The organism is Lichenibacterium ramalinae, assembly GCF_004137085.1.
Lineage (GTDB): Bacteria > Pseudomonadota > Alphaproteobacteria > Rhizobiales > Beijerinckiaceae > Lichenihabitans > Lichenihabitans ramalinae.
The window spans coordinates 74,643-86,668 of record NZ_QYBC01000006.1 but is presented as its reverse complement, the minus strand read 5'-3'; the positions used below and the strand labels follow the sequence as shown (position 1 = coordinate 86,668).

The window sequence follows — 12,026 nt, the reverse complement described above, 5'->3', positions numbered from 1 at the left end:
CGTCGCCGAACCGTTCTCGCTCCACCATGGACGATGCCGGATCGAGTCGAGGGTCGACGGCATCGGACCGGCATCGAACCGCGGCCCGGACGACCTCGCCATCCCTGCAGGATCCCGTCGACGATGAGTTCGAGCCTCCTCACCCCCGCGTCGGCGATGACGGCGCTGAAGAACCTCACGGCCTCCGCGCAGGGTGGCCGTGAGAGGGCCAGGCGCGATCCCGCATCCGACGGCAGGCCGACACGGGACGGGCCGTCCTCCGGCGAGACTTCGCCAGCGGGTCCCGCGTGCGCCGCCGCGCCGATGCCGGCTCGCTCCGCGTCAGGCGCTCCGTCCGGTGCCCTGTCCAGCTCGCAGAGCTACGTGGTGTCGCTGTCCGAGGCCATCACGTCGGGGGTGGGGTCGCTGGTTCGCGCCGACATGGACGTGTCGGCGGCGCGTCTGCGCGCGCTTCAGGCGCAGAAGCTCCTCGGCACCCAGGCGGTGTGCATCGCCAACCAGCACAGCCAGCTGGTGCTCAAGCTCTTCGGCGGCTGACCGCCCGGCCGTCAGGCCCGATGGGACCAGGCGACCGGCCCCGCCTTGGCGAAGAGCCACGGGTATTGCCGGCACATCTGCTCGGTGCGCTTCGACCGGAAGCCGTAGAAGCCGCCCAGCGCGACGAAGACGAGCGACACGACGAAGTACTGGACCGAGGACAGGTCCTCGCCCGCCAGCGCATAGTGGAGGAACCGCACCGCCGCCGCCATGCCCAGCAGGGCGAAGGGCAGCGTGACGAGCGACGTCCAGCTGCTGGCGAAGGCCCGCCCCGTCGCGATGCCGCCCAGCACCCCGAGGACGATCGTGAAGAAGAGGAAGGCGCCGAGCCCGCCGGGCACGTCGGGGTAGAGCAGTTCGCCCATCAATGGCCTCCCTCGAGATAAGCGGCGCGCACCTCCGGCCGGCTCAGCAATTCCTGGCCCGAGCCCGACATGGTGACGAGGCCGTTGACCATGACGTAGCCGCGGTCGGCGAGCTTCAGCGCGTGGAAGGCGTTCTGCTCGACGAGGAACACCGTCAGGCCCTCGGTCTTGTTGAGGTCGCGGATGACGTCGAAGATCTGCTTGACGATGAGGGGCGCGAGGCCGAGCGAGGGCTCGTCCAGCAGCAGCAGGCGCGGCCGGCTCATCAGCGCGCGGGCGATCGCCAGCATCTGCTGTTCGCCGCCCGACAGGGTGCCGCCGCGCTGCTGGGCCCGCTCCTTCAGGCGCGGGAAGATCGTGAAGGCGCGCTCCAGGTCCTGGTCGAAATAGGCGAACTTGTTGATGGCGGCGCCCATCTGCAGGTTCTCGTAGACCGTCATGCGCGGGAAGATGCGCCGGCCCTCGGGCGACTGGGCGATCTCCAGCCGGGCGATCTCGTGCGTCGCCATCTGGGTGATGTCCCGGCCCTCGTAGGTGATGGAGCCTTCGCGCGCCCTCGGGTTGCCGAAGATCGTCATCATCAGGGTGGACTTGCCGGCCCCGTTGGCGCCGATCAGCGTGACGATCTCGCCCTGGTTGACGTCGAGGTCGATGCCCTTGAGGGCGCAGATCTTGCCATAGTAGGTCTGCACGCCGCGGATCGACAGCATGGGCTTGCCGGCGCCCTCGCGGCCGGGCGCGGCGGCGCGGGCCGGTGCGGCTTCTGTCAACAGGGTCACGCGCCGATCTCCGCTTCGATGGCCTCGACCTCTTCGTCCTCGACGCCGAGATAGGCGGCGATGACCTTGGGATCGTCGCGCACCTCTGCCGGGCGCCCGTCGGCGATCTTGGTGCCGTAGTCCAGCACCACGACGTGGTCCGAGATGGTCATCACCACCGACATGTCGTGTTCGATCAGCAGCACGGAGGTGCCGTGGTGATCGCGGATGAGGCGCAGCAGGGTGTTGAGTTCGAGCGATTCGCGCGGGTTGAGCCCCGCCGCCGGCTCGTCGAGGCAGAGCAGGACGGGGTCGGTGCACATGGCCCGGACGATCTCGAGCCGGCGCTGGTCGCCGTAGGGCAGGTCGCCGGCGGGGTCGTCGGCGCGGTCGAGCAGGCCGATCGTGTCGAGCCAGAAACGGGCCTTGTCGATGGCTTCGCGCTCCTTGGCCCGATAACCGCCGATGCCGAGGACCCCCAGAAAGGTCATCCCCGACGCCTTCATCAGGGCATTGTGCTGGGCCACCAGCATGTTCTCCAGCACCGTCATGCCGGTGAAGAGCCGGATGTTCTGGAAGGTGCGCGCCACCTTGGCGGTGCGGGCGATCTCCTGGTCGGCCATGCGTTCGAGGAGGTACAGGTCGCCCGAGGTGCCGCGCATGTGCTTCTTGCCGGAGCGCGTCAGGCTCAGCACGTCGGCCGGATCGGCGATGCCCTGGCGGGCCAGCGCCATGCGGCCCTCGGTGGGCTTGTAGAAGCCCGTGATGCAGTTGAACACGGTGGTCTTGCCGGCGCCGTTCGGGCCGATGAGGGCCGTGATGTCGCCGCGCCCGACGGTGAACGACAGGTCGTTCACCGCCACGAGTCCGCCGAACCGCATGAAGACGTGTTCGACGACGAGAAGCGGGTCGCTCTGCCAGCGCATCAGCCGTGACCTTCCTTGACCATGTCGCTCGAAATCGCCTTGCGTTGCTTGAGGAAGATCGAGGGCTGGCGGGTCGCGATGATGCCGCGCGGGCGCCAGATCATCATCAGCACCATGCCGCCGCCGAAGATCAGCATGCGGTACTGCACCGGGTCGAAGCCTTCGCCGAAGATGCGTTTCAGGAAGTCGAGTTCGCGCAGCAGTTCCGTGCCGCCGATCAGCACGGTCGCCGCGATGGCGACGCCGATCTGCGAGCCCATGCCGCCCAGCACCACGATGGCCAGGATGGTGGCCGATTCGATGAAGGTGAAGCTTTCGGGCGACACGAAACCCTGGCGCACGGCGAAGAAGGAGCCGGCGAAGCCTCCGAACATGGCGCCGAGCGCGAAGGCGGTGAGCTTGGTGTTGACCGTGTTGATGCCGAGCGACCGGCAGGCGATCTCGTCCTCGCGCAGAGCTTCCCAGGCGCGGCCGACGGGCAGGCGGCGCAGGCGCAGCGTGACGAAGTTGGTCAGCAGGGCCAGGGCCAGGATGACGTAGAAGAGGAAGATGGTGCGTTGGATGGGGCTGTACTCGATGCCGAACAGGCGCGAGAAGCCGCCCTCGTCGTCGACGAAGGGGACGCCGAAGAAGGTGGCGCGCGGGATCGACGCGATGCCGGCATAGCCGTTGGTGAGGTCCGTCCAGTTGATCAGGACGATGCGGATGATCTCGCCGAAGGCCAGCGTGACGATGGCGAGGTAGTCGCCGCGCAGGCGCAGCACGGGGAAGCCCAGGATCATGCCCCAGAACGCCGCCAGGATGCCGGCCAGGGGCAGGCAGATCCAGAAGCTGAGCCCGTAGGTTGTGGACAGCAGCGCATAGGAATAGGCCCCCACCGCGTAGAACGCGACGTAGCCGAGGTCGAGCAGGCCGGCGAGGCCGACCACGATGTTCAGGCCCCAGCCCAGCATCACGTAGATGAGGATCTGGATGCCGTAGTTGTTGATCCATTTGAGCGAGCCGCCGGAGCCCAGCAGACCGAGCATGACGATCGGGAAGGCGACCAGCGCGGCGAGCGCGAACCACACGAGGTTGGCTTTCAGCAGCGTTTCGCCGCGGCTCGGCACGCGCAACTGCTGCGGCCGCTTGGCGGCGCGGGGGCGGGCGTTCAGCAGCAGGCCGAGGAAGCGCCCCGCGAAGACCACGACGGCGGCCACGATGGCCCAGGACCAGCGCGGCACCACGATGAGGGCGTTGGAGATGTCGGGGTGGGTGTCGTAGGCCAGCAGCGGGAAGCCGAGGCCGAGCGTCACGATGGCGGAAAAGGCGGCGCTCTTCAGCGCGGCCACGAGGTCGAAGGCCGGCGCCGGGGCGGCCGCCTTGGTGGGGGCGCCGGGCACGGGCTTGGCGGTCTCCATCAGCATGGCGTCAGACCTTCTCGATCTCGGGGCGGCCGAGCAGGCCCGTGGGCATGAAGATCAGCGTGATGGCGAGGATCGAGAAGGCCGCCACGTCCTTGTAGTCGGTCGACACGTAGGTGGACCACAGCACTTCAATGAGGCCGATGAGCAACCCGCCGAGGACGGCGCCCGGCAGCGATCCGATGCCGCCCAACACCGCGGCCGTGAAGGCCTTGACGCCGGGCACGAAGCCGTCGGCGAAGCTCACCACGCCGTAGTAGCTGAGGTAGAGCACGCCGGCCACGGCGGCCAGCGCCGCGCCGATGACGAAGGTGAGCGAGATCGTGCGGTCGACGTCGATGCCGAGCAGCGACGCCATGCGCCGGTCCTGCTCGCAGGCGCGCTGGGCGCGGCCGAGCGGCGTCTTCTGCACGAGGAACCAGAAGCCCGCCATCAGCACCGTCGTGCTCACGATGATGATGATCTGCTTGTAGGACAGCGTCACGTCGTAGGAGCCGCCCTGCGTCACCTTGATGACCTGGTCGAACATCGGCGGGATGGTCTTGTTGCGCGGACCCTGGATAACCTGCACCATGTTGGACAGGAAGATCGACATGCCGATGGCGGAGATCAGCGGGGCGAGCCGGAAGGAACCGCGCAGCGGCCGGTAGGCCACGCGCTCGATCGTCCAGCTCCACAGCGCCGTGATGGCCATGGCGGCCACCAGCACCACCACGAAGGCCAGGGCCACGTTGGCGATGCCGAGGAGCTGCGTCAGCACGAGGAACAGGATCAGGGCGACGAAGGCCGACAGCATGAACACGTCGCCATGGGCGAAGTTCACCATGCCGATGATGCCGAACACCATGGTGTAACCGATCGCGATCAGACCGTAGATCGACCCCAGCGTGACGCCGTTGATCATCGATTGCAGGAAAATGTCCATGTGCGGCGGCAAACCTTCTGGCGCATGTGGAAGGGCGCGGGCCCGTGGCTGACGAGGGCAGGCTAGCAAGCGGCATGCCGGGGAGCAATCGCATTGCCGACACAGTTCGGACACCGCTTGGTCTCCGGCGTCGCCCGTCCGAGGCGCGAGGCACCCCGTCGCAGCCCAGCCGCCGCCATGACGCGGTCAGCAGCCCCGTGTGCGGCCTCGACCGCCGTCAGGTAATGCCTGATCTTTAAGCATGTCAATCAGCGGTGCCGGCGGGGGAACCTCCAGCCGTGCCGGCCGGCGTCGCTGGCGTCCGGTTGCAAGTCATCGACCCACCCCGCTTTCCGACGAGCGTGGCCCCGCCGCCAGCGTGATGGGTGACGCCGATCCGACCTGACGCGCCCGCGCCGATGCCGCTCCCGCGGCTTCGGCGTCCCGCGTCAGGCCGGGTCGGCGGCGATCCGCTCCGCGCCGTGGAACACCGTGACGGAATCGCGCCGGGCGATGCCAACGAGCGTCACGTCGAGGGCACTCGCCCGGTCGATCGCCAGCGCGGTCGGCGCCGAGATGGCCACGAGCGTCCGGCAGCCGAAGGTCGCCGCCTTCTCCACCATCTCGAAGGAGGCGCGGCTCGTCACCACCACGAAGCCGGAAGCCGGGTCCCGGCCGGCGCGCAGGCAGGCGCCGATGAGCTTGTCGAGGGCGTTGTGACGGCCGACGTCCTCGCGCACCGCCACGACGGTGCCGTCGAGCGTCGCCCAGGCGGCCCCGTGCACGGCACGGGTGGCGGCATTGAGGTCCTGGCCAGCGTCGAGGGCCGCGAGGGCGCGGCCGATCGCCCCGAGCGCCACGCGCGGCGCGGCGCCGGGCGGTCCCGCGGCGGCGCGGGGCAGGGCGGCGAGGTCGTCGACCCCGCACAGGCCGCAGCTCGTGCGGCCCGTCATGGCCCGCTTGCGGGCGAGGTGGGTCTGCAGGCGCGCCCCCGTCACGTCGATGCCGAGCCGCACCGCGCCGGCGGCGCCGTCCACCGCCACGGCACGGATCTCCGCCGCATCCGCCACGACGCCCTCGGTGAGGGCGAACCCGTAGGCGAAGTCTTCGAGGTCGGCCGGGGTGGCCATCATGATGCCGAAGGGCACGCCGCCGAACAGGACCTGGACCGGCACCTCGGTGGCGACGGCGCGGCTGAGCGGGCGCGGCACCGCATCGGCGAAGGCGAACGTCACGGCCTCGGCGATCGTGGTGGGGGCCGGCACGTCCCCGGCGGTTTCGGGATCGGTCACGTTCGAGCCTCCTTCCCGGCGTTGTCGTCAGGCCGGCACGCGGGTCCGGCGCGGCCGGAGCGCCGCGACCAATACGCCGACGAGGGCGAGGGGCGCCAGCGTCCACAGGCTGCCGAAGGCGGCCAGGGCCGCCGCCACGCCGAACAGCACCGAAAGCGCCATCTCGACCAGCGCCATCACCTTCGACTCGCGGTGCCGGGCCGCGAAACTCGACCGGCGGCCCGGCTGGCCGTGCCACATCTGCAGCGTCACGGCGGCGGCGAGGCCGATCGCCGCGATGGCGCTCGTCGCGGCCGCCACCGCGGGCGACGTCCAGGCCAGCCAGGCGAGGGGCAGCGCCACGATGCCGAGCGTCACGCAGCCCACGGCCTGGACCTTGCCGCGCCGCAGCGCCGGCGCCGGCGCCGGGCAACTCGCCAGCAGGTCCGGCGCATCCTCCCCCGACAGGCCCAGCCAGGTCAGCGACGACGACACCTGGAACGTCACCACCGCCACCATGGGGGCGAGGGCGAGGGCGGGATCGCCGCTGCCCGACCAGAGCAGCGCGATAAGCGGCGTCATGTAGAGGATCTGCAGCAGTACCTGGCTCACCACCCAGGGATCCCGCGCGATGAGGCGCCACTCCTTCCGGCGCAGGGCGGGCAGCGGGCCGGACGGGAAGGCCCCGCCGCGCCCCCTCGACGTCCCGCTGCGGGGCGCCGGACCCGCCGCGCCCGCCGCCGCCTGGACGCTCCCGGCGAAAGCCGGCCCGAGCAGGCGCGCCGCGACGGCGAATGCGGCGAGCCCGCCGCCGCACCACAGCAGCAGGGCGTCGGCGTCGCCGAGGCCGGCCCGCACCGGCAGCAGCATGGCGGCTTCGGCCCATCCGCCCGGCGCCGGCCCCGCCTGCGGCAGCAGCCCCGGCAGCAGCCGGCGCAGCTGGAGCACGATGACGAAGCCCGCGCCCACGAAGGTCGCCAGCACCTGGGCGGCGAGGCGGGCGCGGCGCGGGCCGACGATGCGGAACAGCGCCAGCGTCCCGGCGAGGCCCAGCGCGGCCGCCAGCAGCGCGCCGCCGGCGAGGGTGGGGTAGAGCGCCAGGAGGCGCCCGTGGCCGGCGAGCGCCGCGGCGTCGGCCACCGGCAGCACGAACAGGGCCGCCGACGTGAAGGCGCCGAGCGCCACGGCCGCGGCCCGCGCCCCCAGCACCCGCGGCGGGGAAGCCGGCGAGGAGAGCAGCAGGTCGAGGTCGCCGCGGGCGTAGAGCAGCTTGGTGGCGCCGTTGAGCGTCTGCGCCAGCATCAGCAGCAGCACGAAGCCGGCGGCCGGCAGGGCGAGGCCCAGGGCTTCCGGCCGCGTCGCCGGGTCGGCCGCGAGCGTCCCGACCTCGTCGGCGAGGCCCCAGACCGCCGCATGCATGATGCCCACCACCGCCAGCACGAGGCCGCCGAGGGAACGGGAACCCAGCGAGCCGAAGCCGGCCCGGAAGTCCCGCCAGCCGAGGCGGACGTCGTGGCGGAGGAGCCAGGCCAGCGACCCCGGATTCGGCGACGGCATCAGGCGCCGTCCCGGTCCGAGCCCGTCAGGCTCAGGAAGGCCTCTTCCAGCGAGCCGCCGCCGGCGGCCTGGAGCTCCGCCACCGTGCCTTCGGCGGCGAGCCGCCCGCGCCGGATGATGCCGATGCGGCTGGCGAGCCGCTCGGCGACTTCGAGGATGTGTGTCGTCAGGATCACGGTGGCGCCCGACGCCACGCACTCGCCCAGGATGGCCTTCACGGTCCGGGCCGCCCCGGCATCGAGGCCGGTGAGCGGCTCGTCGAGGATCAGCAGCCGCGGCTCGTGCACCAGGGCGCCGGCCAGCGCCACCTTCTGCTTCATGCCGCGCGAGAAACCCTCGCAGCGCTGGTCGCGGTGGTCGGCGAGGCCGAGCCGCTCCAGCAGGGCTTCGGCGCCGCGCCGGGCCCGGTCCGGCGGCACGGACCAGAGACCCCCCACGAAGCCGAGATATTCGATCGGGGTCAGCTTGTCGTAGAGCAGGGGGTCGTCGGGGAGCCAGGCGGTGATGCTCTTGGCGGCGCGGCTGTCCGCGACCGCGTCGATGCCGTGGATCGCGATATGCCCGGCATCGGGCCGCAGCAGCCCCGCCACCATGCGCAGCGTCGTGGTCTTGCCGGCCCCGTTGGGACCGAGCAGGGCGTAGAAGGCGCCCGCCGGCACCACGAGGTCGAGCCCGTCCACGGCCGGCCGCCCCGGGCCGAAGCCCTTGCGGAGGCCCCGGAGGGCGAGGGCCGGCACGGTCGCGGTCACGGGGAGCCTCCGAGGCAGTTCGTCCGCTCCATCGAGCGCCGTCAAAGGTTGCGGGGCGGTGAATGGTCCGGACGCCGCCTGACTGCGCTCCGGCGACGTCGGGCGGTCCCCGCCGGTCTCGGGGGAAACGGGTGTTCCTCCACCATGCCTCACCGGGACGGCGCGGGCCCTGCCGGCGGCGCGGGGGCCATCGGCTGCAGCGTGTAGGACAGGTCGGGCGCCAGGAGAGCGGCGTTGCCCGAGACGGCGAAGGCGACGACGCGGCGGCCGGGCGGCGTCGGTGCGGCCTCGGCGAGGGCTGCGAAGTCGTCGGCATCCGTCACCAGCGGGCTCAGCACGAAGCCGCTGCGGCCGATGCCCGACACGAACCGGTAGCTGCGCCGCGTGCCGTCGGCCAGGGTCACGTTGAGGCTGGAAAGCGCCGGCCGGAACAGCAGGCCGGCGATCCGCCCGAGCAGCGTCGGCCGCAGGTCCACGGTGGCGAAGACGGCCGGGGCTTCCCCGTCGACCGGGACCTCCTGCCCGAGACGCGCCGTGCCGCGACGCAGCGTGCCGCGGTGGAGATCGAGCGGCGACGCGCGCCGGTGCAGCGCCAGGAGATCGCCGATCCGTCGCTCCGGCCGGTAGAGGGCGAGGAGGTCGGGCCAGAGCGAGCCTTCGGCGAGGCTCGGGTAGCGCCCGTCGATGGTCAGGCTGTCGGCGCCGGGTTCGCGCCCGACCAGCACCCAGGCGGGAGCCCGCGGGCTTTCCAGGAAATCCCGGTTCGCCGCCAGCAGGCCGTCCGTGTAGGTGGAATATTCCTGGAAGCTCGGCCGCGGCCGGTAGTCGAGCCCCGCCGCCAGCACGGCATTCTGCACCGAAGGGATCGTGTCGACGCCGCCGTCGAGCGCCGGAAGGGGGTCGGCCGCCGCGGCGTCGCGCCAAGCGCCCTCCCGGTCCCGGCGCAGGGCGCCCGGCGCACCGGCGAGGTCGCCGAGCAGCGCCGCGGCCGCGGCGGCCTGCTCCACGGGCGTCGCGACGAAGCGGGTCTGCTCCACGGCCAGCGCGGCGCGGAGCTTGGCGGCCGAGGGGCCGGTCGGCAGGCCGGCGCCGACGAGGCCGACCACGAGCGAGCCGGCGACCGCCAGGGCCAGCGTGGCCCGGGCCACGGCGGGGCGCCAGCCGCCGTCGAGCGCCAGGACGACGGCGGCCAGGGCGAGGCCGTTCCAGGCGATGAGAGTGTGGAGGTCCTGCCGGACGAAGCCGGCCTTGAACAGCATGAACAGGACCCAGGCGAGGCAGGCGGCGGCCGGGGCACGCGCCCGCCAGCGCATGCCCCAGCGGCCGGAGGCGGCGGCGGCGAGCCAGAGCGCCGCCGCCGTCGCCAGGAAGGCGGCCAGCTCGCGGAGGCTGCCGGGAAGCGCCATGGCCTCGCTGTAGCCCGCCACCACCTCGCCCTGCAGGCGCAGGAAGCCCGGCAGGTCGGACAGGCTCTGCCCGTAGGCGAGATCGCCCGCGAGGAACCCCGCCGCGAAGGGCAGGGTCAGCAGCGGGACCCGCCCCCGCGCCGTCCGGGTGGCATCGGCGACCAGCATCACCGGCAGCGCGGCGGCCGGGTAGCTCATCTTGGCGAGGCCGACGGCGCCCAGGGCCGCGGCCGTCGCGGCGGCCAGGAGCACCGTGGCGCCGCCGAGGCGCCGGCGGGACAGCACCAGGAGCGCGGGCAGCAGCGGCATGACGAGGAAGACGGCGTCGGGCGTCGCCCCGGCCCCGGCGGTCACGAGTGCGAGGGCCAGGGTGGCGGCGAACAGCGCCGCCGAGGTCGCGTCGGCGGCCGCCGACGCCAGGCGCAGCGCGCAGCCCGCGAAGAGCAGGGCGGAGGCCAGCAGCAGCGGCAGCGTGACGGGCAGGTAGGCGTCGTTGCCGTAATGGGTGACGAGCGTCGAGGCCGGCCCGTAGGTGAAGGCGAGGTCGCGGCCCCAGTGCAGGCCGCGGTCGGCGGCCTCCCCCATCACCGCCACCCAGGACGCGTCGAGCCCCGCGTGGGGCAGGTCGGGCGTAAAGGCCTGCATGGCGGCCGCCAGCCAGAGGCCGAGCAGCAGGGCGGCGGCGAGCCCGGCCGGCCGCAGGGCAGTCCGGCGGGCGGATGGCGGCGGAATGCGCGTGTCGGTCATGCCGCGGGATCGATCGGGACGGGACGCGGCACCTGACGGCCTGCCGCCGTCGAGACGCAGCCGCCCCGTCCCGGTCGCGCCGTCAGGACCAGCGGCGCGCCGTCGGGGCCGCGCCGAGATGTTCCTCGATGATGGCGATGTTGCGCAGGTTGGCCTTGAAGCCCATGTCGAAGAGGTTGCCGAGCAGGGGCACGGCGCCGGCCGCCGCCTCGACGCCGATGTTGGCCAGCATCCGGGCGATCTTCTCCTTCGGCAGGCCGATCTTGCGCGCCTCGTTGACGATATAGAGCGAGATGCCGGCCAGCATGACGTCGCCGGCCGCCGGCGTGAGGCCAATCACGCTGTTCAGGCCGAAGCGGAACTTGGTGCCGGGCAGGCGGAACAGGCCGTCCACCGCCCAGGCGATGGTTCTCAGGCGCTTCAGCCGCGCGGCGGCCGAAGCCGCGTCGAGGGCGTCGTGTTCGATCGTGGTCCAGGTCATGGCTCGGCTCCGGCACGGGGGCGACACCGAAGTGGGGACGGGGCGCCGCCGGCACAACCGGGCTTCCGCACGTCATCGTCGATCCCCATGTCGGGGGTCCCGTCCCGGCAGATCCCGACCCATGCTGCGCGTCCTCGTCCTCGGCTCCATCCTGTTCATCGTGCTGTTCCTGGCGCCGGCGGCGTTGCGGGCGGTGCTCTACTGGCGGGCGCCGGCCTTCGACTGGCGCGGCGCCGACCGGTCCGCGACCGGCCTGCTGCCCGCCGCCCGGCTGCATTCCGACGCCGCCGTGCGGGTCTTCGCGGCCCGGACGGTGAGTTGGCGCGGCATCGTGGCGGTCCATTCCTGGATCGTGCTGAAGGACAGGGATGCGGCCCGCTACGACCGTTACGACCTCACCGCCTGGGGCGACCCGATCCGGCTCAACGGCTTCGACCCGGACGGGCGCTGGTTCGGGCAGGCGCCCGACACCGTCTTCGCGGCCGACGGCGATGCCGCGGAAGCGCTGATCCCGCGCATGCGGGCGGCGATCCAGGCCTATCGCTGGCGCAACGTCGGCGACTACCGCGCCTGGCCGGGCCCCAACTCGAACACCTTCGTGCAGACCGTGCTGGCCGCCGTGCCGGAAAGCGGTGCCGTGCTGCCGCCGACCGCCATCGGCAAGGACTTCCCGGTGGACGGCGCCATCCTGGGGCCGGCCCCCTCCCGCACGGGGTTCCGGCTGTCGTTCGGCGGCTATGTGGGGCTGACGCTGGCCTGGGTGGAGGGCTTCGAGCTCAACGTCCTCGGCGGCGTCATCGGGCTCGACTTCAGGCGGCCGGGCCTGAAGCTGCCCGCGGTCGGCCGCGTCGGCGTGTGAGGCCGGCGCCGGTCCGCGGCGCGGCCCCGCCGCATATTGCATGCGAGGGGGCGCTCCCGCATA

At 72.5% G+C, this 12,026-nt stretch carries 12 protein-coding genes; 2 read left to right on the top strand and 10 right to left on the bottom strand.

Annotation, left to right across the window (positions count from 1 at the left end; translation table 11 throughout):
* Window positions 1-33 precede the first annotated feature (33 nt).
* The gene (locus tag D3272_RS28295) at window positions 34-537 is read left to right on the top strand and encodes a flagellin (protein ID WP_342634171.1); all 504 of its coding nucleotides are present in this window, start codon (window positions 34-36) and stop codon (window positions 535-537) included.
* Between the two features lie 11 nt (window positions 538-548).
* Here D3272_RS28295 and D3272_RS08560 read toward each other — a convergent pair whose 3' ends face one another.
* The 10 genes from D3272_RS08560 to D3272_RS08515 form a co-directional block, all read right to left on the bottom strand.
* Window positions 549-902 carry a DUF6867 family protein gene (locus D3272_RS08560; RefSeq protein WP_129218745.1) on the bottom strand — a complete coding sequence of 118 codons (354 nt, stop codon included), beginning with the start codon at window positions 900-902 and terminating at the stop codon, window positions 549-551.
* Entirely contained in the window at window positions 902-1,612 is a 711-nt protein-coding gene (locus tag D3272_RS08555) for an ABC transporter ATP-binding protein (RefSeq protein WP_129218904.1), read from the bottom strand. The genes D3272_RS08560 and D3272_RS08555 overlap by 1 nt, the downstream gene beginning before the upstream one ends.
* 65 nt (window positions 1,613-1,677) lie before the next feature.
* Window positions 1,678-2,586, bottom strand: coding sequence for an ABC transporter ATP-binding protein (locus tag D3272_RS08550; RefSeq protein ID WP_129218744.1), 909 nt, complete (start codon window positions 2,584-2,586; stop codon window positions 1,678-1,680).
* Complete coding sequence (gene livM / locus D3272_RS08545; protein ID WP_428977973.1) at window positions 2,586-3,992, bottom strand: high-affinity branched-chain amino acid ABC transporter permease LivM; 1,407 nt, start codon at window positions 3,990-3,992, stop codon at window positions 2,586-2,588. The genes D3272_RS08550 and livM overlap by 1 nt, the downstream gene beginning before the upstream one ends.
* 4 nt (window positions 3,993-3,996) lie before the next feature.
* Window positions 3,997-4,914, bottom strand: a complete 918-nt coding sequence (locus D3272_RS08540; RefSeq protein WP_129218743.1) for a branched-chain amino acid ABC transporter permease — start codon at window positions 4,912-4,914, stop codon at window positions 3,997-3,999.
* Window positions 4,915-5,342: 428 nt separating this feature from the next.
* Window positions 5,343-6,185: a formate dehydrogenase accessory sulfurtransferase FdhD gene (gene fdhD / locus D3272_RS08535; protein ID WP_129218742.1), complete on the bottom strand. Its 843-nt coding sequence runs from the start codon at window positions 6,183-6,185 to the stop codon at window positions 5,343-5,345.
* Between the two features lie 27 nt (window positions 6,186-6,212).
* Window positions 6,213-7,721 (bottom strand): hypothetical protein, encoded by a 1,509-nt coding sequence (locus D3272_RS27230; RefSeq protein WP_165361278.1) that lies wholly within the window; start codon window positions 7,719-7,721, stop codon window positions 6,213-6,215.
* A complete protein-coding gene (locus tag D3272_RS08525) occupies window positions 7,721-8,470 on the bottom strand; it encodes an ABC transporter ATP-binding protein (RefSeq protein WP_129218741.1) in 750 nt (249 codons plus the stop codon). The genes D3272_RS27230 and D3272_RS08525 overlap by 1 nt, the downstream gene beginning before the upstream one ends.
* A gap of 149 nt (window positions 8,471-8,619) precedes the next feature.
* Entirely contained in the window at window positions 8,620-10,623 is a 2,004-nt protein-coding gene (locus D3272_RS08520) for a hypothetical protein (protein ID WP_129218740.1), read from the bottom strand.
* Window positions 10,624-10,705: 82 nt separating this feature from the next.
* Window positions 10,706-11,104 (bottom strand): DUF4112 domain-containing protein, encoded by a 399-nt coding sequence (locus tag D3272_RS08515; protein WP_129218739.1) that lies wholly within the window; start codon window positions 11,102-11,104, stop codon window positions 10,706-10,708.
* A 121-nt stretch (window positions 11,105-11,225) separates the two neighbouring features.
* On the opposite strand from D3272_RS08515, the gene D3272_RS08510 reads away from it, so the two are divergent.
* Window positions 11,226-11,963: a DUF3750 domain-containing protein gene (locus tag D3272_RS08510; protein WP_129218738.1), complete on the top strand. Its 738-nt coding sequence runs from the start codon at window positions 11,226-11,228 to the stop codon at window positions 11,961-11,963.
* Window positions 11,964-12,026 lie beyond the last annotated feature (63 nt).

Bases quoted from the DNA above. Each gene is read 5' to 3' on its own strand.
- D3272_RS28295 (WP_342634171.1), top strand. From the start codon at position 34: ATGCCGGATCGAGTCGAGGGTCGACGGCATCGGACCGGCATCGAACCG.
- D3272_RS08560 (WP_129218745.1), bottom strand. From the start codon at position 902: ATGGGCGAACTGCTCTACCCCGACGTGCCCGGCGGGCTCGGCGCCTTC.
- D3272_RS08555 (WP_129218904.1), bottom strand. From the start codon at position 1,612: ATGCTGTCGATCCGCGGCGTGCAGACCTACTATGGCAAGATCTGCGCC.
- D3272_RS08550 (WP_129218744.1), bottom strand. From the start codon at position 2,586: ATGCGCTGGCAGAGCGACCCGCTTCTCGTCGTCGAACACGTCTTCATG.
- livM (WP_428977973.1), bottom strand. From the start codon at position 3,992: ATGCTGATGGAGACCGCCAAGCCCGTGCCCGGCGCCCCCACCAAGGCG.
- D3272_RS08540 (WP_129218743.1), bottom strand. From the start codon at position 4,914: ATGGACATTTTCCTGCAATCGATGATCAACGGCGTCACGCTGGGGTCG.
- D3272_RS27230 (WP_165361278.1), bottom strand. From the start codon at position 7,721: ATGCCGTCGCCGAATCCGGGGTCGCTGGCCTGGCTCCTCCGCCACGAC.
- D3272_RS08520 (WP_129218740.1), bottom strand. From the start codon at position 10,623: ATGACCGACACGCGCATTCCGCCGCCATCCGCCCGCCGGACTGCCCTG.
- D3272_RS08515 (WP_129218739.1), bottom strand. From the start codon at position 11,104: ATGACCTGGACCACGATCGAACACGACGCCCTCGACGCGGCTTCGGCC.
- D3272_RS08510 (WP_129218738.1), top strand. From the start codon at position 11,226: ATGCTGCGCGTCCTCGTCCTCGGCTCCATCCTGTTCATCGTGCTGTTC.